The sequence below is a fragment of the Clostridium thailandense genome, from assembly GCF_019207025.1.
In the GTDB taxonomy this organism is placed as follows: domain Bacteria; phylum Bacillota; class Clostridia; order Clostridiales; family Clostridiaceae; genus Clostridium_AM; species Clostridium_AM thailandense.
Genome location: NZ_JAEEGC010000037.1, coordinates 84,470 through 105,202, shown reverse-complemented (window position 1 = coordinate 105,202; position 20,733 = coordinate 84,470). Strand labels below are relative to the sequence as shown.

Below are 20,733 nucleotides of genomic sequence, written 5' to 3'. Positions count from 1 at the left end.
GATGAAGGTTATTTTAGCGTCAGCTTCAGCTAGAAGACAGGAGCTGTTAAAAAGATTGACAAACGAGTTTGAAATAATTGTAAGTAAATTCGATGAAGGTAAGATAGCTTTTGATGGAAACTGTGGTTCTTATGTAATGAAACTTGCAGAAGGAAAGGCATTAGATGTGTATAAAGACATAAAGAATGAATCAGTTATAATAGGCTGCGATACTATTGTATCTTTTCAAGATAGAATATTAGGAAAACCTAAAGATGAAATGGAAGCTTTTAACATGTTAAGGATTTTAAGCGGCAATTGTCATCAAGTTTATTCTGGTATAGCTTTAGTAAATTCTTTATCAGGTAAAATAATAAGAGATTATGTATGCACTGACGTGAAATTTGACAAACTTTCTAATGATACAATAAAAAAATACATAGAAAAAGGGGAATATAAGGATAAAGCAGGAGCCTATGGAATACAAGGATATGGTGGAACTTTTGTTGAAGAAATTCATGGATGCTATTATAATGTCGTAGGGCTTCCTTTAAATAAACTATCAAAAATGATGGTGGAGATGGGGGTAAATTCATAAAAGGAGCATAATTTATGGAAAAATCATTAAAAATTATGGATTTGCCTACAAATGAAAGACCAAGAGAAAGGCTCTTAAGATATGGTGTGGAAGCTTTATCTAACTCTGAGCTTTTAGCTATTATCCTAAGGTCAGGTAGTAAGAAAGAAAGTATACTAAATCTTAGTAGTAGGATTATAAAGGAAAATGGAGGATTAAATGGCCTTCTGAATTGCACAATTGATGATTTTATGAGTTTGCATGGTGTTGGAAGAGCAAAAGCTACTCAGCTTATAGCATTATCAGAGCTTTCGAAAAGATTTAAATCTTATAAAGATGGAGATGAATATAGAATTGTCAAACCAGATGATGCAGCAAATCTTGTAATGGAAGATATGAGACATCTTAAACAGGAGCATTTAAAAGTAATCATGTTAAATACAAAGAATGTTGTGATATTTATAAAGGACGTTTCCGTTGGCATTCTTAATTCGTCTATAGTACATCCAAGGGAAGTATTTTGTGATGCTATTAGAAAAAATAGTGCATCTATTGTAATATGCCATAATCATCCATCTGGTGATCCTACACCAAGTAATGAAGATATAAATGTAACTCATAGATTAGAGGAATGTGGTAAACTTTTGGGTATTGATTTACTTGACCATATAGTAATTGGAAATGGAGCTTATATAAGTTTAAAGCAAAAAGGAATACTGTAAAATTGAAAGGAGAAAAAATTAAAATGGGATTTTTTGGAATATCACGTGATATGGGAATTGATTTAGGTACAGCGAATACTTTAATATATGTTAAGGGAAAAGGAATTTTACTTAGGGAGCCTTCGGTTGTTGCTATAAATAGCGATGCTAAAAAGGTTCTTGCTGTTGGTGATGAAGCAAAGCAGATGATAGGTAGAACACCAGGAAATATTGTAGCTATAAGACCTCTTAAAGATGGTGTAATAGCTGATTTTGATGTAACACAGGCAATGTTAAAGAAATTTATAGAAAAGGTAAGCCAAAAGTCAGCTTTTACTAGTCCAAGAATAGTTGTGTGTTTCCCATCAGGGGTTACTGAAGTTGAAAAGAGAGCTATAGATGAGGCTACAAAGCAGGCTGGAGCAAGAGATGTTTTACTTATGGAAGAGCCTATGGCTGCTGCTATCGGAGCTGGACTTCCTGTAAATGAGCCAACTGGAAGTATGATAGTAGACATTGGAGGAGGAACAACTGAGGTAGCTGTAATATCTCTTGGTGGGATTGTTACCAGCAAGTCTTTGAGAATTGCTGGTGATGAGCTTGATCATGCGATTATAAGTTATATAAAGAAAGAATACAATCTTGCAATTGGGGAAAGAACAGCAGAAAATGTTAAAATAGAACTAGGTTCAGCTTTTGATAATGGAGAAGAAAATGCTATGGATATTAGAGGAAGAGATTTAATATCTGGTCTTCCTAAAGTTGTAAACATTAGTGAAAGTGAAATAAGAGATGCCCTGAAAGAGCCAGTAGCAGCAATAATTGATGCTATTAAAACAACACTTGAAAAGACACCACCAGAACTTGCATCAGATATTATGGACAAAGGAATTATGCTTGCAGGTGGTGGAGCTATGCTTAGAGGATTAGACCAATTAATAAATAGAGAAACACATATGCCTGTTCATATAGCAGAATCCCCACTTGATTGTGTTGCCCTCGGTGCTGGAAAGGCATTGGATACTATTGATAAAATAGTATCTAGTAGAAAATAGAAAATAGTAATGAAATTTTTAAAGAATAAACTGGCGGTAACTATAGTAGTACTGTCAGTTACATTTTTAATTTTAATTTCACATAGCATAAAGGGAAACAATATGTCTTTTATGAGGAATGGGGTAGGTGTAACTTTTAATTCTGTACAGGGCGTAATATTTAAATTTAACAGTGGTGTAAAAAATTTTGCAGGATCTATTTTTAATTTTTCTAATATAAAAAAAGAAAACGAAGATCTAAAAAAGAAAAACAGTGAGCTTGAAAATAAAATAATTGATTACCAATCCTTGAAAAGTGAAAATGAAAGATTAAGAAAAACTCTTAATTTTAAAGAGCAAAGGGCAGAGTTTAACTATATAGGTGGAGATATAGTTGAAAAAGGTGCTAATGGAATGTTAGACCAATTTGTTATAAATAGAGGAAGTAAGGATGGAATTGGAAAAGGAATGGTAGCAGTAACTTATGAAGGATTGGTAGGACAGGTAACTTCAGTAGGAAGTAACTGGGCAATAGTTCAAACCTTAGCAAATGAAAATATAGCAGTAAGTGGAGCTGTTGAAAGTACAAATGACAATAATGGAATTGTTAAAGGATATAAGGATAGCAATAATAATTTACTTGCTAAATTATATTATCTTCCATTGGATTCAAATATTAAAAAAGGTGACGTAATTTTGACATCAGGTTTAGGAGGATTATATCCTAAAGGAATTAGGATAGGTGATGTAATTGACATTGAGGAAGATAAAGGAAAGGTTATGAAAAATGCTATAATCAAACCATATGTGGATTTTAATAAACTTGATGAAATACTTATAATTGTTCCGAAAGACAAAATGGATTATAGCGCTCAGGTGAACTGATATGAAAAAAGTATTAATTTTATTTCTTTTGTCAATTATATTTTTTATTATGGATAATGTGTTAATGCCGTTTTTTTCCATAAAAACTATTTATCCAAGTTTGCTTTTAACTTTTATGGTCTGCTATTCTGTGGCCAATGGAAAATGGGAAGGGTTGTGGCTTGGAGTTTTTGGTGGAATGTTGCAAGATATATATTTTATTAATGGATTTGGCTTAAATGCTTTAACAAACATGATTATCTGTATTATCGCTGGAGTAATAGGCGATAATATATTTAAGGAAAAAAGCCTTATACCTGTAGCTTCTTGTTTTGCTTTAAGTGTCTTTAAAGGAGTATTACTAATACTGATATTGTATTTATGTGGAATACATTCTAGTCTAAGTGATATATTTTTCACGGGAATTTACAATATGATTATTGGTGTAATAATGTATAAAAAAGTGTATAGATTTTGCCAGAAAGACTATATGCAGATAAGATGGAAGTTTTAGAGGAATGGTGGTTTTATGAAAGGTGATAATAAGAGAGAATTTACCAGATATACAGCATTAATAGTAATTATGATTATGATACTTACAGCTATTACCTCAAGATTAATTTTCCTTCAAGTGGTAAAAGGAGAAGAGTACAAAGAGCAGGCAAACAATAAATCTATAAGAGAAATACCAGATGCTGCACCTAGGGGGAAAATTATAGATAAAAATGGAGTAGCATTAGCTGAAAATATGCAAAGCTATGAGTTAGTATATAACCGTACAGACGAAAGTGATAAAGTATTTTTTGATACAATGGATAAAGTGTTTAAAATTCTAGATGATAATGGAGAAACTCAACAAGATGAACTTGAACTTAAAATAAATCCATTTAGATTTGAATTTAAGAGCAATGATGCATCAATATTAAGATCTTTAGAATTAAGATTTAAAAAAGACAGAGGATTAGATGGTGAGATTCAGCGTAATCTTGCTAAAAATAAAAAAGATAAACTATCAAAGGATGAACAAGATAAAATAGTAGATGAAGAGCTACTTAAAATGACACCAGAGGAAACCTTTAATAAGCTTGTTGATTTATATAAAATAGATAAAAAATATCCTTTAGAAAAGCAGAGAAGATTTATGTTAATAAAGGATTCATTGAAAATGCAAAGTTCTTCTCAATATAAACCTGTTGTTATTGCAAGTAACATAAAGAAGGACACTGCGTTTAAGTTTTTGCAAATGTTGAATGATCTTCCTGGAATAGATATAAACACACAACCATTAAGAACCTATCCTAATGGAGAGTTAGGTTCAGCATTTTTAGGATATATATCTAAGATTACATTAAAGGATAATACTAATGTTGAGAGAGAAAAATATGAAGCAAAAGGTTATGATATAAGTTCAGATTATATTGGCACTACAGGAATAGAGAGTGTATTTGAGGATAGACTTAAAGGATCAAAGGGTGGAAAAATTGTAAAACTTAATAAGTTAGGTAGAGTAATTGAAGAACTTGGAAGCAGAGACGCCTATCCGGGTCAGACAATTCAGCTTACAGTAGATAAAGACGTTCAAAAAGCTGCAGAGGATGCGTTAGACAAAACAATGGCAGATCTAAGAGCAAATCCTTATGCACAGACTGGTTCTAATACCACAAATGCTACAAGAGGAGCGGCTGTAGCTATAGATGTAAATACTGGAGCTGTGGTAGCTTTGGCAAGTAGGCCGGGTTATGATCCTAATTGGTTTGCAGCACCAGGAGGGTTGACTTCTGATGAATATAAGCAATTGTATCCTAATGTAGAGGAATTTGCAAAGAACTTTATTCAGCAAAGAGGGCTTACAAGTTATTATTCTGGGTTAAGTGAAGAAGACGTATTAAATAAACTTTTTCCGGTGGATAAAAGTATAAAAGACAAAACTGTAAGAAGGGATATTCATGACGTAATACCTAAACCGTTATACGATTATGCTACTCAATCACAAAGTATTCCAGGATCTACATTTAAGCCAATGACGGCTATTGCTGCACTTGAAAGCGGAGTAATAACTCCGGATTTTGGAGTAGATGATGAAGCTTACTTTGATAAGGGTACTGGTCCTGGAGGAAGAGTATATTTTACTAATGATGGACCTAATGGTTGGGTAAACTTATCAAAAGCAATAGAAAAATCAAGTAACCCTTACTTTATGACTGTAGGAAAGATGCTTAGAGAGGCCTTTGGTGATGATATATTAGCTAAATATGCATACAAGTTTGGATTAGGTGTTGATCCTAATTCAAAGGTAAAGCCATCTACAGGTATAGAAATACCAGAGTCTTTTGGACAGGTATTTAATAGCTGGTCTCTTAAAAATAGATATTCTCAAACATATTTGTGGAGTACTATGGAGAAGTTAAAATCTGGTGAAGATGATAGGGGAAATAAATATTCTTCTTTAGACTTGTATGATAATGATGCGGATTCAGACAAGATTAAAACAGCAAAAAGCGATCTAAAAAAGGCAATACAGGACTCTATAAAAGAAGGAGATAAAGCCTTTGATAAATCTAATTATAAAAAGTTGATTAGTAACTTAATACAATTAGATCCTCAATATAGTGGCAAAAATATAAGTGACAAAGAAATAAGTTCTATGATAAATACTATTTATTATACAGCAGTTTCTGATGCAAACAGCCAGATTAGAGCGCCTTTTAATATAGAAGATGCATCTATAGGGCAAGGTATAAACCAATTTACACCTGTTCAATTGGCAAACTATATTGCAACTATTGCTAATGGTGGAACAAGATATAGTGTTCATCTTGTAGATAAATTTTTGGATGCCAATGGTAAGGCAATTGAAGAGGTTAAGCCAGAGGTTGTAGAAAAGACAGACGTTAAACCTGAAACGATAGAAGCAGTTAAAGCTGGAATGGCTGCTGTTAACGAAAAAGGTACTGCAGCAGAAGCCTTTAAGGGTTTCCCGATGCAAACAGCAGGAAAAACTGGTACAGCTACTATATCTCTTGAACAAGAGAGTTTTGGAAGAACAGATACTGCGATGTATGTTGGATTTGCACCTTTAGATCAGCCGAAGATAGCAGTTTGCGTTATGATACTTGATGGTGGTCACGGAAGTGGAGCTGCTTATGTAGCAAGGGATATTTATGAAGCTTATTTCCACATTAACAATCAGCAAAGTAATACCCAAAATAGTGGTCAATAAGAATTGAAAATTAAGGGCTATTATTTAGTTCTTAATTTTCAATTTTTTAAAATTAAATAAGTTTTTAGAAGGATTTAAATTTATTATGTTGAAATATTAGATAAGGTGACTTATTGGAGGTCTAATATGTTGAACGATAGTATAGTTATTAAAGGAAATAGAGATGGAATAAATGCAATTATAAATATGAATAAGTTTAAAGATTTTGATCAAATGCTCGAAACTTTAATTGGGAGGCTATCAGCAGGAAAAAAGTTCTACAAAGGATGTACTCTAAAGATAACCACAGAATTTAAGTATATAAATGAAAGGGAATTCCGTAAATTAAAGGATGTTTTATTTGAAGAGTTTTTAATAAAAGATTGTATACTTGAAGAGAAGGGTGAAAAAACTAGTAAAGTTTTTAATGGAATTTATGAAGGACGTACAAAGTTTTTAAGAAATACTATAAGAAGTGGACAAGTAATAGATTACCCAGGGAATGTGGTTATTATTGGAGATGTTAATGCTGGTGCGGAAATATATGCAGGAGGTAACATAATAGTGCTTGGAGCTTTAAGAGGACATGTACATGCAGGGTATGGGGGAAACTCCAAAGCCATAGTTGCAGCATTTTATTTACAACCTAAAATACTGCAGATTGCAGATATAATGACCAGATCACCGGAGGATAACGTTAAACCTCCCTATCCGGAAGTTGCTAAAGTTAAAGGCGATACAATAATTGTAGAACCATATTTGCCTAATAAATTTATTTAATGTGGAGGTAATGCAAATGGGAGAAGCTATTGTAGTAACATCAGGTAAAGGTGGAGTAGGTAAAACCACTACTACAGCTAATATTGGAACAGCACTTGCAGCCATTGGTAAAAGTGTAGTAGTAGTAGATGGTGATACAGGACTCAGAAATCTAGATGTATTAATGGGTCTCGAAAATAGAATTGTTTTTACACTTTTGGATGTAGTAGAAAATAAATGTAGACTAAAACAGGCCCTTATAAGAGATAAGAGATTTTCCAATTTATATTTGTTACCAACAGCTCAAACTAGGGATAAAGATGATGTGACCGTAGAGCAAATGTTAGGTTTAGTAAGTGAGTTAAAGAAAGAATTTGACTATGTTATAATTGATTGTCCTGCAGGAATTGAGCAGGGATTTGAAAATGCTGTAACTGGAGCTGACAGAGCTTTAATTGTTGTTAATCCAGAAGTAACGTCTGTTAGAGATTCGGATAGAGTTATTGGGAAATTAGATGCCAAAGGATTAGAAAATCATCAGTTAATTGTAAATAGAATAAATTATCAAATGACCAAGAAGGGTGATATGTTAGATGTAAATGATATTCTAGATAGTTTGGCAATAAAGTTAATAGGAGTAGTACCGGATGATAGAAGTATAACGGTTGCTACTAATAAAGGTGAACCAATAGTATTGGATAACAAGGCTTTGGCAGGACAAGCATTTAGAAATATAGCAAAAAGAATAGTTGGTGAAGATGTCCCGTTTATGGATTTGGATACGGAAAGCGATGGTATATTTTCATCAATAAAGAAAATGTTTAAAATTAAATAGGGAGGTTAGAAAATGGATTTATTTAAAGTATTTTCATCTAAATCTTCCTCAAAGGATATGGCAAAAGAAAGGCTAAAGCTAATTCTTATTCATGATAGGGCTAATATATCACCAGAGTTATTAAATTCTATAAAAGAAGATATATTGCAGGTCATCTCGAAGTACTTTGAAATTGATAATGGAGAAATAGATGTAAAGATGACTAAACTGGAGGAAATTCCAGGAGAATCGCCAGCCTTAATTGCAAGTATACCTATTAAGAAAATGAAGGAAGCTAGATAGGCTATGTATAAATTATACATAGCTTTTTTTTTTCTATATGGTATAATCATATTTGTAGTGGAGGGATAAACTAGTATGCTAAATAAAATAATTATTAGTAGAAAACTTTTAAGAGAATTAGATTTTACTATTATAATATCTGTCATACTTATTGTAGCATTTGGAGCATCGAACATATACAGCGCTACTCATTCAAGATTTGGAATAAGTCTTATGAGAACTCAACTTACTTGGTTAATTATAGGTTTAGCTCTTACCTATTTTATTTTAATATTTGATTATTCAGTAATTAAGGGATATGCCCATATAATATATTGGTTCGGTGTGTTTTTACTTATATTGAACCGTTTGCCTATATTTAAATCTACTGTTAATGGAGCCTCATCTTGGATGAAGATAGGACCTTTACCTGCATTTCAACCTTCTGAGTTTGCAAAATTAGGTTTAATAATAATGCTTGCAAAGCTATTAGACGACATGGATGGAAATATAAATGATGTAAAAAACTTCTTTAAGCTTACAGCTTATGCTGTACTACCTATGCTTTTAATAGTAGTCCAACCAGATATGGGAATGACTATGGTGTGTTTTTTTATTGTACTAGGAATATTTTTTATATCAGGCTTAAATTTGAAAGTAATAGGTGGGGGGCTCTTAGGAGTTGTTGCGCTTATTGCAGTTTTTTGGAATTCGCCTTTTATGGAAGAATATTGGAAATTGAGATTAACATCATTCTTGAACCCGCAGAAAGATCAGCTTGGTGCAGGTTTGCAGCTTTTAGAATCATTAAAGGGCATAGGATCAGGTGGAATTTGGGGAAAAGGATTTTTGAAAGGTACACAAATTTCTGGTGGGTTTATTCCATTTGCAGAAACAGATTTTATTTTTTCAGTAGTAGGTGAGGAATGGGGAATGGTTGGAGCTATAGTTTTGCTAATATTATACGGATTAATTCTTTATAAATTTGTAAAAATTGCCAGTAGCTCTAAAGATAGATTTGGTTCTATAATCTGTATTGGTGTAATATCGGCAATGCTGTTTTCGATATTGCAAAATATAGGAATGACAATAGGCATAATGCCTATATCAGGTATAACACTACCTTTTATGAGTTATGGAGGTAGCTCTATGTTAACGAGTTTTATGGCTTTAGGGCTTGTGTTAAATGTAGGGATGAGAAGAAAGAAGATTAATTTTTAGGGGGGGACATATTATGAAAATTGCTTTTATAGCACATGATAAAAAGAAAGATGATATGATAGAATTTGTAAAAAGATATAAAGAAGTATTTGAAGGTCATGAATTATTTGGGACAGGTACCACTGGTGGTCTCATAACGGAGATAACTGGATTGCAGGTTCACAGATTTTTATCAGGTCCTCTAGGAGGAGATCAACAAATAGGTGCAAAGGTAGCGCAGGGAGAGATGGATTTTATAATTTTTTTAAGAGATCCACTTACTTCTCAGCCACATGAACCAGATGTTAATGCGTTATTAAGAATATGCGATGTTCATTGTGTACCACTTGCCACTAATATTGGGTCAGCCGAAGTTTTTGTAAAAGCATTAAAAAGTTATCAAAACCTTAAATAAAGACATTAAGAAAATCCTATCGGTAATTTAACTGATAGGATTTTTATATATCATAAAATTATAGATTTTAAAATATATATAATATATCAGAGCACTTATATGAAATGATAGTGTAAATAAAACTAGGGGGAAATTTTATTTATGGGAAACTACAATTCAGAATACGAAAGCTATTATAACTCTTTAAAAAAAAATAACGGTGCAAGATACACTCCTGCCTATAATAGGGGATTTAGACATAGTGCCATAGAGAGGTCTAAAGGTAATTATTGGATTTCTAGAATAACAAGGGATTTAATAGGAGTATTTATTTTATTTGTTTTTGTAATTAGTTGCAAATTAGTAGTTAATCCTAAAACACAAGAAGTATACAATTATTCGAAAGAAGTACTGAACCAAAATTATGATTACAAAGATTTAAAGATAAATTATAAAAATATAGATTTGAAAAAAATTCAAGATAAAATTACTAATACTATTGAAGAGATAAAAAGTAAAATTACAGGCAATGAAACCTTTGATAATAGGATTAAAAATGAATTTATACTTCCAGTAGTTGGAGTAGAAACATCACCTTTTGGATATAGAGAAGACCCCATATCCAAGGATAAGAAGTTTCATGCAGGAGTAGATATTGATGCTAAAGTAGACACAGATGTAAAAGCTGCTTTTGATGGCAGGGTGAAATTTTGCGGTGAAGACAAAGAGTTAGGAAAGTATATACTAATAGACCATGGAAATGGAATAGAAACTAAATATGGACATTTAAATAAAATACTTGTTGCAAAGGAAGATGCGGTTAAAAAAAGTCAGATTATAGCCAAAAGTGGCAATACAGGCAAATCTACTGGACCGCATCTTCATTTTGAGCTTTTATATATGGGAGAAAATAAAAATCCCGATGAATATTTTGATATAGCCCGAAAATAATTTATAGAGGTAGTTATGTGATTAAAGTAAATAGATATTTTATTCCTTATATAATATTTTTAATTGTTATAGGTTATAAGGGACAACTTATTTATTCTTTTTTTATTGTTCTAATTCATGAAGTTGTTCATTATTTATTTGCTAGATATTACAAATTTTCCGGCTTCGACATAGAGCTTATAATTGTTGGAGCAGTAATAAAGTTAAAGGATCTTGATGAGGCATCTCCTAAGGAAGATTTAATTATATCAGCGGCAGGTCCTATGGCAAATTTGATACTGAGTGTTCTGTTCTTTGTTTTGTATAAAAAATTTCCTTATTGGGAGTTTCTTATGCTATTTGAAGGAAATCTAGCTATAGGAGTTTTTAATCTTATTCCTGCATTTCCACTAGATGGAGGAAGAATATTAAGAGATATATTAAATTTTAAGTTTATGTATAAAAACTCTAATAGAATAATGATAAATGTAAGTATTTTTATTGGCCTTACATTTATGTTTTGTTATACAATCTTATTTTTTAAGGGAATTAATAATTTTAATATAGGAGTAATAGGTATATTTATTATAATATCATCACTTAAGGAAAGGGAAAGGGTAGCATATATAATTATGGGAGACATTATAAAAAAGAAATATAAATTTATGAGTAGAGGGTATATAGAAAACAAGAATATATCCATATATTACAAGAAGGATTTGCTGAGTGCTATGGCATTATTTGATAAAAATAAATATAATGTATTTACTGTTTTAGATGTAGAAATGAGAGTTATGGATATAATTTATGAAGGGGAAATAATAAATGCACTAAAGGTTCATGGTAATATTACTATAGAGGAATTTATGAAAATAGAAAATGATGAAACATAAAAATTATATTTTAATTTTATAATTTGTTGTGTTAGAATAAAGAAATGTGATGAACACAAGAGGAGGATTTTTGATGAATAAAGTTACTGATGATATATTATTTAAAGTAGAAAAGCCTGCCCGCTATGTTGGTGGAGAACTAAACTCTTATAATAAAGATAAAAATGAAATAGATATACGCTTTGCATTTTGCTTTCCAGATGTTTATGAGGTAGGAATGTCACATCTAGGTATGAAAATTCTTTATCATGTTCTGAATGAAAGAAAGGATACTTATTGTGAAAGAGTCTTTGCTCCATGGCCAGACATGGAAAAATTAATGAGGGAAAGTGAGATACCTCTCTATGGCTTAGAAAGCAAGGACCCCATAAAGGAGTTTGATTTTATTGCATTTACCCTTCAGTATGAAATGAGCTATACTAATATATTGAATATGTTAAATTTATCGGGTGTAGCCATTAGATCATCAGAAAGAGGAGAAAGTGATCCAATAGTAATGTGTGGAGGACCGTGCGCATATAATCCTGAACCTCTCTATGATATAGCAGATTTTTTTGCCATAGGTGAAGGTGAGGAGCAAATGGAAGAAATCATGGATCTTTATAAAAAGTATAAAGGCAGAAAGAAAGAGTTCCTAAGAGAAGTATCACATATAGAAGGTATCTATGTACCATCACTTTATTCAGTAGAATATAAAGAAGATGGTACAATAAAGGAATTCAAACCCCTATATGAGGATGTACCTTCAGTTGTTAAAAAGAGAATAATAAAGAATTTTAACGATGTAGTTTATCCTACGAATTTAATTGTTCCATATACAGAAATAGTTCACGACAGGATAACTTTAGAAACCTTCAGAGGTTGTACTAGAGGGTGTAGATTTTGTCAGGCAGGAATGATTTATAGACCTGTAAGAGAAAAAAGAACAGATAAGCTTTTAGAAACATTAGAGCAATTAATAAAAAATACAGGATATCCAGAAGTATCCCTAACATCATTAAGTATTTGTGATTATTCAGATTTACAAAGCTTAATTCATAAATTTATGGAAAAGTATGAGAAGGAAAAGGTAGGAATATCTCTTCCATCATTGAGGATAGATTCTTTTTCTGTTGAATTAATAAATGAAATACAGAAAGTTAGAAAAACAGGATTAACTTTTGCACCAGAAGCTGGTTCACAAAGAATGAGAGATGTTATTAATAAGGGTGTAACTGAACAGAATTTAATGGATTCAGTAAAAAGTGCTTTTGAATGTGGATGGTCAACAATAAAGCTATATTTTATGATAGGATTACCTTATGAAACTATTGAGGATGTAATAGGAATAGCAGATTTGGCAGAAAAAGTAAAGGATCAATATTTTAGAATTCCAAAAGACAAGAGAAAAAAAGGACTAAGAATTAATGTAAGCACTGCTATATTTGTACCTAAAGCATTCACTCCGTTTCAGTGGGTACCACAAATAAGAATGGAAAATGTAAGAGAAGAGATAAAAGCACTAAGAGGCGCTATAAAAAGCAAAAGTATCTCTTATAATTGGCATGAGACTCCTGTAAGTTACTTAGAAGCTATATTTGCAAGAGGAGATAGAAAAATTTGTGATGTTTTAATAAAGGCATTTGAAAAGGGTGCCAAATTTGATGGATGGTCAGAGTATTTCAATAATGATGCATGGATGGCTGCTTTTGAAGAATGCGGTGTAGATGGAGATTTCTATGCCTATAGAGAGAGAAGTTATGATGAAATATTTCCATGGGATTTCCTAGATATAGGAGTTTCTAAGGAATTTTTAATTAAGGAAAATGAAAGAGCAAAGAAAGCAGAGTTAACACCAGATTGTAGATTAGGTTGTACGAATTGTGGTGTAAATACTAAACTGGAAGGGAAGTGCTTTGAAGGTGCGATATCTAGTAAAATTCAGTAAAGAGGATACTATAAAATTTGTAGCTCACTTAGATCTTATGCGAACAATCCAAAGAATGCTTAAAAGATCAGGACTGCCAGTTCAGTATTCACAAGGATTTAATCCACATATAAATATGTCATTAGCACAGCCACTTGCTGTGGGGGTCTATTCTTGTGGCGATTATATGGATATAGCTTTTGAAGAGGAAGTAAATGAAGATATAATAAAAGAAAAATTAAAAGCCAGTGCACCTGCTGGGATAAAAGTTTTTGAAGTAGTAAAAATAAAGGAAGAACAAAATAAAAAAGTATTTAAGTCTATGGCGGCAATTGATGCTGCAAAATACATTATGAGAATAAAATATGAGAATGTGGAATTTTTGGAGGAAGATTTAGAAAAGCTGCTTAGTATGAAAGAATGGAATACCATAAAGAAAAGTAAAAGTGGAGAAAGTGAAGTTAATATAAAATCCATGATTAAGAACTTTAAATATGAAATAGTTGACAATGCTTTAATAATACAAACTACTGTTTCTTGTGGAAGTAAGGAAAACTTATCTGCAGAGCTTTTATCCGCATTTATCCAAGAAAACACCAGAGCAGCAAAAACTGATTCTTTTGTAGATATAAAAAGAGAAGAGATGTATGCTGCAGTGAAAAGCAAATTAATTCCTCTATATAAGTATGTTGAAATGATATAATGTGGTGATATTAGTGAAAAAAATATTTATTGAAAGAAAAAAAGAACTTTTAAGAATTGCGGTAAAGGAAAAGGATGAGTTAAAGGAATGTTTTATTGAAGAAGAAACAGGAGAGCCTTACCCAGGAGAAATATACAAAGGTATAGTTAAAAACATTGTACCAGCCATAAAATGCGCTTTTATTGATATTGGACATAAGAAAAATGTATATATGTATCTAGATGAGAAATTTAAAAACACGAAATTAAAAAAAGGTGAAGAATTGTTAGTGCAGGTAATAAAGGAAGACCTGGGATCAAAAGGTGCAAAAGTTACCAATGCAATAAGCTTACCAGGAACCTATTGTGTCTTGGAAACATTTAGTAAAGATATAAGTTTTTCGAAAAAAATAAAAGAAAGAAGTATAAAGGATTCAATAGCTGCGGAATTAATAAAACCTGAAGATGTAGGAATAAAAATAAGAACAAATGGAGCGGAAGTTTCTATAAGCAAAATAAATGATGAAATAAAAGATTTATATACACTATATAAGGATATGCTTGACAAGGCTAATTATACTACTAAGCTTGGGATTGTATTTGATGATGGAGGAATTTTAGGAAGAGTTCTAAGAGATAAACTAAGCGGAAACAATTTTAAAGTATATGTTGATAATAAAGAAGATTATAGATATATTTCAAATTTTTTAAGTGGCGTAATTAATACAAAAACAAATATGATACTCCATGAAGAAGGCAGGTCTTTATTTAGTTATTACGGAATAGAACGAGAGCTATTAAGCCTTAAAAATAATAAAGTACCATTAAAGTGTGGAGGTTATATAATTATTGATAAAACAGAAGCAATGTATGTTATCGATGTTAACTCTGGAAAGAATGTAAGAAATAGTTCTATAGAAAAAACAGCATTTTTTACAAATTATCAGGCTGCTGAAGAAATATCTAAACAAATTAGACTTAGAAATTTAAGTGGTATTATAGTAATTGATTTTATTGATATGGATAATGGTGAGAATAAGAAAAAAGTTTTATATAAACTTCAAGAAGGCTTTTTAGATGACAAGAATAAAACAGTAGTATATAACTTCACAGATTTAAATCTGGTTCAAATAGCAAGAAGAAGATCAGGAAAGTGTATATATGAATACATAGAAGAGGATTGTAAAACTTGCGAAGGTAAAGGCAAAAGAGTAAAATTTGACTACTTATGTATGCTTATAGACAATGAAATAATTCGAATAGATGAACAAAGAGACATACATGACATACATATAGAGTTAGATGAGATTTATGCAAAAGATGTTCAGGGAGATATAATAGGTTTTGTAAAAAGTATAGATGCCCTAGACAAAAATATTTATGTAACTTACAGAATCAATGAACATTTTAAGGTAGAGCCGTTAATTTTTCATAGTCAGATAGAAAGTTTAGAGAAATATAAGATATACGATAGCGGTAGTATATGATCTTTATAAAAAGTTCTTTACAAGTTATTGCATATGTGTTAGAATGGCTTTTGTAGACCGCACAGAGAAGGTTATGTAAATCATGAACAGCTTTTTTGTTTATGTACCTTAATTGGCGAGACTGGATTGAGGAGGTGTTTTGATGTACGCAGTTTTAGTTACTGGAGGAAAACAATACAGAGTTGCACAAGGAGACGTTATATACGTTGAAAAGTTGAACGCTGAAGTTGATACAACAGTTGAACTTGATAATGTTCTTGTAGTAAGCAAGGAGAGTGGAGAGTTAGTTGTTGGAAAACCTGTAGTTGAAGGAGCTAAAGTTACAGCTAAAGTTTTAGCTCAAGGAAAAGGCAAGAAAATAGTTGTTTTCAAGTATAAGAGAAAGAAAGACTACAGAAAGAAACAAGGTCACAGACAACCATACACAAAACTTCAAATAGAAGCAATTAATGCATAATTATTATGATTAGTGTAAGGTTTTTAAAAAATCAAAATGACATAGTTTTTATGGAAGCTAAAGGCCATGCCGAGTTTGATGAATACGGAAAAGATATAGTTTGTAGTGCAGTTTCTGTATTAGCGATAGCTGTGTCTAATGGGATAACAGAGGTTTTACACTTTAAACCCATAGTTTCTGTAAATGAAGATGGATTTTTAAGCATAAATATTAAAAGTTTACCTTCAGATCAGATTAAAGCATGTCAAGTTCTAATGGAGACCTTGTTGTTGGGATTAAAAGGTATTGAAAATAATTACGGTGAATATATAAAAGTAGAAGTAGAGGAGGTGTAGTAGAATGATACTAATGAACCTTCAGTTATTTGCTCATAAAAAAGGGGTAGGTAGCTCAAGAAATGGTAGAGACAGTGAATCAAAAAGACTTGGTACTAAGTGTGCTGATGGACAATTTGTTCTAGCTGGAAACATACTTGTTAGACAGAGAGGAACAAGAATCCATCCAGGAAACAACGTAGGTAAGGGTAGTGATGACACTCTTTTCGCTAAAATCGACGGAGTAGTTAAATACGAAAGAGTTGGAAAAGATAAGAAAAAAGCTAGTGTGTACCCTGTAGTTGTTGAAGAAGCAATAGCAGAATAGTTTAAAATAAAGCACCCTATTTAAGGGTGCTTTTTTAAAGCTTTCAGAGAGTGGATTAATAATGAATTTGTTGAACAAAATCCCACGTAATTTAATAATTTTAGTAAATTTTATGGTATTATATAAAAGTAGCAGAACTTGAGGTTAGCTTTTAATACTTTAATAAAATGATTGAAAATTCATATTAGATTTTTCATAAAAGATTATATTAAAAAAGTGATATTTAGCTAACAATATATTTAACGAGTAAAACATATGAACTTGAAAGAAACAGCGTAAGCGTTCATATATATTATAATTATTGATTTAATTTATACTTAATCACATAAGTATAGAAGGTTTAATAGAAACTATAGGGTTCTTATTGAAAGTTTATATCGATGAAGATAAATAAATTTTTTATGATGGAATCTCGTGTATGAAAAGGAGTGAATAATTTATGTTTGTAGATACAGCCAAGATATTTGTTAAGTCAGGCGATGGAGGAAATGGGTCAATCTCCTTCAGAAGAGAGAAGTACATACCTTTAGGTGGACCAGATGGAGGAGATGGAGGAGACGGAGGAAATGTTATTTTAGTAGCAGATCCTCACATTACAACTCTTTTAGACTTTACATATAGAAAAAAGTATGCAGCAGAAAGAGGAGGACATGGAGAAGGTTCTAAATGTTTTGGTAAAGATGGAGAGGATTTATATATAAAAGTTCCTATGGGAACAGTAGTAAGAGATATAGCTACAGACAAGATAATGACTGACATGGCACATGCAGGAGATCAGTATGTGGTAGCTAAAGGTGGAAGAGGCGGAAGAGGAAATGTAAGATTTACGACATCTACTAGACAGGCACCAGATTTTGCGGAACCTGGCATGCCTGGAGAAGAAAGATGGATATCCTTAGAACTTAAAATCCTTGCAGATGTTGGACTTTTAGGATTTCCCAATGTAGGTAAATCAACTTTGCTTTCAGTAGTAACAAAGGCGAAACCGAAGATTGCTAATTACCATTTTACTACTTTGAATCCTAATCTTGGAGTGGTTAATATTCAAGGAATTCCAAGTTTTGTAATTGCTGACATCCCTGGAATAATAGAAGGAGCTTCAGAAGGTGTAGGACTTGGAATAAAGTTCTTAAGACATATAGAAAGAACAAGAGTTTTAATACATGTTGTAGACATATCTGGAATAGAGGGAAGAGATCCCTTTGAAGATTTTCTGAAGATAAATGAAGAACTTAAGAAATACAGTATTAAACTTTGGGATAGACCACAAATAATTGCAGCAAACAAAAGTGATATGCTTTATGATGAAGAAATATTCGAAGATTTTAAGAAAAAGGTTGGAGAACTGGGATATGACAAGGTATTTAGAATATCCGCAGCAACTAAACAAGGTGTAGAAGATCTTATGAAGGAAGCTGCAAGAATACTGAGTACTATTCCTATTACTGATATAGAAATAAGCGAAGAAGATAAATTTGTACCTGAAGAAAAGAAATTTACTTATTCTATACGTGAAGAAGATGAAGGTATATTTGTTGTAGAAGGAAGCTTTGTAGATAGATTGCTAGCTAGTGTAAATGTAAATGATCCAGATGCATTAAGATATTTCCATAAGGTTTTAGCAAACAAGGGAGTTATTCAAGAGCTTGTAGATATGGGAATTCAAGATGGAGATTTGGTTAGACTTAATGATTTTGAATTTGAATTTTTATTATAATTAGGGAGGGAAAACATGATTACAAGCAAACAGAGAAGTTACTTAAGATCTCTTGCTAATACAATGAATCCTATATTTCAAGTTGGCAAAGATGGAATAGAGAAGAATTTTTTAAAGCAAATAGATGAGGCGTTAGAGGCTAGGGAACTTATAAAAATATCTATATTAAATAATAGTGACTATGGCACTAGAGAAGCTTCAGATGAGATCTGTAGCGAATTAGGCTGTGAGGGAATTCAAAGTATAGGAAATAAAATTGTACTTTATAGAAGATCAAAGAAAAATCCTAGAATAGAGTTACCATAATAAAGTTGGAGAGATTGTATATGATTAAAAAAGCTATCTTTGGTGGAACTTTTGATCCTATTCATAACGGACATCTATATATAGCCTACGAGGCCTTATATAAACTTGGATTGGATAACATAATATTTATGCCATCAGGTAATCCTCCGCACAAATTAGGAAGGAATATAACCGATGGATTTTTAAGATATGAAATGGTAAGGATGGCTATAAGAGAAGAAAAGCGATTTGAGATAAGTGATTATGAATTAAGAAATACTGATTTAAGTTATACTTATAAAACATTAAAATATTTTAATAGTATTGAACAGAATACTATGTGGTATTTTCTTACTGGTGTAGATTGTTTAATGGATATTGAAAGTTGGAAAAATTCTGAGGAAATTTTCAAACTTTGTAAATTTGTAGTATTTAACAGACCAGGCTATAGTATGAAAAATATACAAGAGAAAAAAAGCGAAATCGAAAGAAAATATTTAAATGAAATTATATTTTTAGATGTTCCTCTTTTGGATATTTCATCTACCAATATAAGGAAATCTATAAAACAAGAAAAAAATGTAAATTATCTATTGCCAGAAGGAGTTTATAATACTGTTAAGGCATTAAAACTTTATAAGTAAAAGACTATAACAAATAATAAATTTGCTATAGTATACTTATGAAATCTGTAATTATTTGTTTTGGAGTGAATTAGGGATGTGGAGTGAAGAAAAAATACAGGATTACTTAAAGAAAAACCTTAGATATAAAAGATATGAGCATAGTCTAGGTGTAAAGGACACAGCAGTAAAATTAGCAGAAACATATAAATTAAATATTGAAAAGGCGAAAATAGCGGGATTGGTACACGATTGTGCAAAAAATATGAATGATGAACAAATTTTAGAGATTGCATTGAAACATGATATAAAAATAAATGATGTGTGTAAAGAGAGTCCGCAATTACTTCATGGAGCAGTAGGCGCTGTATTAGCTAAAGAAATAATGGGAATTGATGATAAAGAAATATTAGATGCAATTACCTATCATACTACAGGAAGAAAAAATATGAGTATGATTGACAAAGTTATATATATAGCTGATTATATAGAACCTTTAAGAAACTTTCCGGGAGTAGAAGAATTAAGAGAAGTAGCTTTTAAGGATATAGATAAAGCTTTGCTAAAATCTTTTGATAATACTATAAAGTTTGTTATTGATAGAAAGCAACTGTTGCATTTTGATACTATTGAAGCAAGAAATCATTTAATTTCTATAAAATAATTAAAAAATATTATGCACAAAATGAATGGTTTTGGTATAATAATAGTGTTTGGATAAACATATAACAAAGTGGTAGTAATTTAAATTATTGCCAATATATTAGGAGGGTTTAACATTATGGAAAAGAAAATAATAAGCACAACAAATGCTCCAGGAGCAGTAGGACCTTATTCACAAGCAGTTAAAGCTGGAAATTTAATATTTACATCAGGACAAATTCCACTTGATCCAGCAACTGGAGAATTAGTTGGCGGAGACGTAAAAAAAGCTGCTGAAAGATCATTAGAAAATGTAAAAGCTATTCTTGAAGCTGCGGGATCATCACTTGATAAAGTTGTTAAAACAACTGTATTTGTAAAAAATATGAGTGACTTTGCTGCTGTCAACGAAGTTTATGCAAAATACTTCCAAAAAGATATGCCTGCAAGATCATGTGTTGAAGTAAAACTTCCAAAAGATGCTTTAGTTGAAATAGAAGTAATAGCATTAGCAGAATAGTTAGAGTGGGGCTGTTGCACCTATAGATATCCACGGCCGACACTTAACTTATTCCCCGGTATGTGTTACCAAACTTCAGCACGATAAAAATTTTTATATGTGCTTTCAGTTTTGGTAACATATCCCTGCGTATAAGTTAAATGTCTG

General features: G+C 31.5%; 24 protein-coding genes. All 24 read left to right on the top strand.

All coding sequences use genetic code 11. The annotated features are described in order from the left end of the window. The first annotated feature begins 1 nt into the window (after position 1). The 24 genes from I6U48_RS09145 to I6U48_RS09030 all read left to right on the top strand — a co-directional run bounded on the left by I6U48_RS09145 (position 2) and on the right by I6U48_RS09030 (position 20,586). Positions 2-577, top strand: a complete 576-nt coding sequence (locus tag I6U48_RS09145) for a Maf-like protein (RefSeq protein WP_218320106.1) — start codon at positions 2-4, stop codon at positions 575-577. A 14-nt stretch (positions 578-591) separates the two neighbouring features. Then, positions 592-1,278, top strand: coding sequence for a RadC family protein (gene radC, locus I6U48_RS09140; RefSeq protein WP_218320105.1), 687 nt, complete (start codon positions 592-594; stop codon positions 1,276-1,278). Between the two features lie 23 nt (positions 1,279-1,301). Beyond that, positions 1,302-2,312 (top strand): rod shape-determining protein, encoded by a 1,011-nt coding sequence (locus tag I6U48_RS09135; RefSeq protein WP_246615265.1) that lies wholly within the window; start codon positions 1,302-1,304, stop codon positions 2,310-2,312. A 9-nt stretch (positions 2,313-2,321) separates the two neighbouring features. Beyond that, positions 2,322-3,176 carry a rod shape-determining protein MreC gene (mreC, locus tag I6U48_RS09130; RefSeq protein WP_218320104.1) on the top strand — a complete coding sequence of 285 codons (855 nt, stop codon included), beginning with the start codon at positions 2,322-2,324 and terminating at the stop codon, positions 3,174-3,176. Position 3,177: 1 nt separating this feature from the next. Then, positions 3,178-3,669: a rod shape-determining protein MreD gene (mreD, locus tag I6U48_RS09125; protein WP_218320103.1), complete on the top strand. Its 492-nt coding sequence runs from the start codon at positions 3,178-3,180 to the stop codon at positions 3,667-3,669. Between the two features lie 15 nt (positions 3,670-3,684). Beyond that, entirely contained in the window at positions 3,685-6,375 is a 2,691-nt protein-coding gene (locus I6U48_RS09120) for a penicillin-binding transpeptidase domain-containing protein (RefSeq protein ID WP_218320102.1), read from the top strand. 126 nt (positions 6,376-6,501) lie between these two features. Next, positions 6,502-7,134 (top strand): septum site-determining protein MinC, encoded by a 633-nt coding sequence (gene minC / locus I6U48_RS09115; RefSeq protein WP_218320101.1) that lies wholly within the window; start codon positions 6,502-6,504, stop codon positions 7,132-7,134. Positions 7,135-7,150: 16 nt separating this feature from the next. After that, entirely contained in the window at positions 7,151-7,948 is a 798-nt protein-coding gene (gene minD, locus I6U48_RS09110) for a septum site-determining protein MinD (protein ID WP_218320100.1), read from the top strand. A 12-nt stretch (positions 7,949-7,960) separates the two neighbouring features. Beyond that, on the top strand, positions 7,961-8,230 hold the full coding sequence (gene minE, locus I6U48_RS09105; RefSeq protein WP_218320099.1) for a cell division topological specificity factor MinE: 270 nt from the start codon (positions 7,961-7,963) through the stop codon (positions 8,228-8,230). Positions 8,231-8,305: 75 nt separating this feature from the next. After that, complete coding sequence (rodA, locus tag I6U48_RS09100; RefSeq protein ID WP_218320098.1) at positions 8,306-9,430, top strand: rod shape-determining protein RodA; 1,125 nt, start codon at positions 8,306-8,308, stop codon at positions 9,428-9,430. A 13-nt stretch (positions 9,431-9,443) separates the two neighbouring features. After that, positions 9,444-9,824 carry a methylglyoxal synthase gene (mgsA, locus tag I6U48_RS09095; protein ID WP_218320097.1) on the top strand — a complete coding sequence of 127 codons (381 nt, stop codon included), beginning with the start codon at positions 9,444-9,446 and terminating at the stop codon, positions 9,822-9,824. 141 nt (positions 9,825-9,965) lie between these two features. After that, complete coding sequence (locus tag I6U48_RS09090; RefSeq protein ID WP_218320096.1) at positions 9,966-10,754, top strand: M23 family metallopeptidase; 789 nt, start codon at positions 9,966-9,968, stop codon at positions 10,752-10,754. Positions 10,755-10,771: 17 nt separating this feature from the next. Beyond that, a complete protein-coding gene (locus tag I6U48_RS09085) occupies positions 10,772-11,626 on the top strand; it encodes a M50 family metallopeptidase (protein WP_218320095.1) in 855 nt (284 codons plus the stop codon). 73 nt (positions 11,627-11,699) lie between these two features. Next, positions 11,700-13,553, top strand: coding sequence for a TIGR03960 family B12-binding radical SAM protein (locus I6U48_RS09080; RefSeq protein WP_218320094.1), 1,854 nt, complete (start codon positions 11,700-11,702; stop codon positions 13,551-13,553). Further along, entirely contained in the window at positions 13,522-14,235 is a 714-nt protein-coding gene (locus I6U48_RS09075; RefSeq protein ID WP_218320093.1) for a TIGR03936 family radical SAM-associated protein, read from the top strand. Before I6U48_RS09080 ends, I6U48_RS09075 begins: the two co-directional genes overlap by 32 nt. A gap of 13 nt (positions 14,236-14,248) precedes the next feature. Next, on the top strand, positions 14,249-15,700 hold the full coding sequence (locus tag I6U48_RS09070; RefSeq protein WP_218320092.1) for an Rne/Rng family ribonuclease: 1,452 nt from the start codon (positions 14,249-14,251) through the stop codon (positions 15,698-15,700). A 142-nt stretch (positions 15,701-15,842) separates the two neighbouring features. Then, on the top strand, positions 15,843-16,157 hold the full coding sequence (rplU, locus tag I6U48_RS09065) for a 50S ribosomal protein L21 (protein ID WP_218320091.1): 315 nt from the start codon (positions 15,843-15,845) through the stop codon (positions 16,155-16,157). Positions 16,158-16,162: 5 nt separating this feature from the next. Continuing rightward, entirely contained in the window at positions 16,163-16,492 is a 330-nt protein-coding gene (locus I6U48_RS09060; RefSeq protein WP_218320090.1) for a ribosomal-processing cysteine protease Prp, read from the top strand. Positions 16,493-16,496: 4 nt separating this feature from the next. Next, positions 16,497-16,799, top strand: a complete 303-nt coding sequence (rpmA, locus tag I6U48_RS09055; RefSeq protein ID WP_218320089.1) for a 50S ribosomal protein L27 — start codon at positions 16,497-16,499, stop codon at positions 16,797-16,799. A 439-nt stretch (positions 16,800-17,238) separates the two neighbouring features. Next, on the top strand, positions 17,239-18,516 hold the full coding sequence (gene obgE, locus I6U48_RS09050) for a GTPase ObgE (protein ID WP_218320088.1): 1,278 nt from the start codon (positions 17,239-17,241) through the stop codon (positions 18,514-18,516). Between the two features lie 15 nt (positions 18,517-18,531). Further along, on the top strand, positions 18,532-18,822 hold the full coding sequence (gene yhbY, locus I6U48_RS09045) for a ribosome assembly RNA-binding protein YhbY (RefSeq protein ID WP_218320087.1): 291 nt from the start codon (positions 18,532-18,534) through the stop codon (positions 18,820-18,822). Positions 18,823-18,842: 20 nt separating this feature from the next. Beyond that, entirely contained in the window at positions 18,843-19,445 is a 603-nt protein-coding gene (gene nadD, locus I6U48_RS09040; protein ID WP_218320086.1) for a nicotinate-nucleotide adenylyltransferase, read from the top strand. 76 nt (positions 19,446-19,521) lie between these two features. Next, entirely contained in the window at positions 19,522-20,088 is a 567-nt protein-coding gene (gene yqeK, locus I6U48_RS09035; protein WP_218320085.1) for a bis(5'-nucleosyl)-tetraphosphatase (symmetrical) YqeK, read from the top strand. Positions 20,089-20,205: 117 nt separating this feature from the next. Then, a complete protein-coding gene (locus tag I6U48_RS09030; RefSeq protein WP_218320084.1) occupies positions 20,206-20,586 on the top strand; it encodes a RidA family protein in 381 nt (126 codons plus the stop codon). The last annotated feature ends 147 nt before the right edge of the window (positions 20,587-20,733 follow it).

Coding starts and splice junctions, on each gene's coding strand:
- radC (WP_218320105.1), top strand. CDS start 592: ATGGAAAAATCATTAAAAATTATGGATTTGCCTACAAATGAAAGACCA.
- nadD (WP_218320086.1), top strand. CDS start 18,843: ATGATTAAAAAAGCTATCTTTGGTGGAACTTTTGATCCTATTCATAAC.
- I6U48_RS09060 (WP_218320090.1), top strand. CDS start 16,163: ATGATTAGTGTAAGGTTTTTAAAAAATCAAAATGACATAGTTTTTATG.
- minE (WP_218320099.1), top strand. CDS start 7,961: ATGGATTTATTTAAAGTATTTTCATCTAAATCTTCCTCAAAGGATATG.
- obgE (WP_218320088.1), top strand. CDS start 17,239: ATGTTTGTAGATACAGCCAAGATATTTGTTAAGTCAGGCGATGGAGGA.
- I6U48_RS09080 (WP_218320094.1), top strand. CDS start 11,700: ATGAATAAAGTTACTGATGATATATTATTTAAAGTAGAAAAGCCTGCC.
- I6U48_RS09135 (WP_246615265.1), top strand. CDS start 1,302: ATGGGATTTTTTGGAATATCACGTGATATGGGAATTGATTTAGGTACA.
- mgsA (WP_218320097.1), top strand. CDS start 9,444: ATGAAAATTGCTTTTATAGCACATGATAAAAAGAAAGATGATATGATA.
- mreD (WP_218320103.1), top strand. CDS start 3,178: ATGAAAAAAGTATTAATTTTATTTCTTTTGTCAATTATATTTTTTATT.
- I6U48_RS09145 (WP_218320106.1), top strand. CDS start 2: ATGAAGGTTATTTTAGCGTCAGCTTCAGCTAGAAGACAGGAGCTGTTA.
- I6U48_RS09090 (WP_218320096.1), top strand. CDS start 9,966: ATGGGAAACTACAATTCAGAATACGAAAGCTATTATAACTCTTTAAAA.
- minD (WP_218320100.1), top strand. CDS start 7,151: ATGGGAGAAGCTATTGTAGTAACATCAGGTAAAGGTGGAGTAGGTAAA.
- yqeK (WP_218320085.1), top strand. CDS start 19,522: ATGTGGAGTGAAGAAAAAATACAGGATTACTTAAAGAAAAACCTTAGA.
- mreC (WP_218320104.1), top strand. CDS start 2,322: ATGAAATTTTTAAAGAATAAACTGGCGGTAACTATAGTAGTACTGTCA.
- I6U48_RS09030 (WP_218320084.1), top strand. CDS start 20,206: ATGGAAAAGAAAATAATAAGCACAACAAATGCTCCAGGAGCAGTAGGA.
- I6U48_RS09120 (WP_218320102.1), top strand. CDS start 3,685: ATGAAAGGTGATAATAAGAGAGAATTTACCAGATATACAGCATTAATA.
- rpmA (WP_218320089.1), top strand. CDS start 16,497: ATGATACTAATGAACCTTCAGTTATTTGCTCATAAAAAAGGGGTAGGT.
- rplU (WP_218320091.1), top strand. CDS start 15,843: ATGTACGCAGTTTTAGTTACTGGAGGAAAACAATACAGAGTTGCACAA.
- rodA (WP_218320098.1), top strand. CDS start 8,306: ATGCTAAATAAAATAATTATTAGTAGAAAACTTTTAAGAGAATTAGAT.
- minC (WP_218320101.1), top strand. CDS start 6,502: ATGTTGAACGATAGTATAGTTATTAAAGGAAATAGAGATGGAATAAAT.
- yhbY (WP_218320087.1), top strand. CDS start 18,532: ATGATTACAAGCAAACAGAGAAGTTACTTAAGATCTCTTGCTAATACA.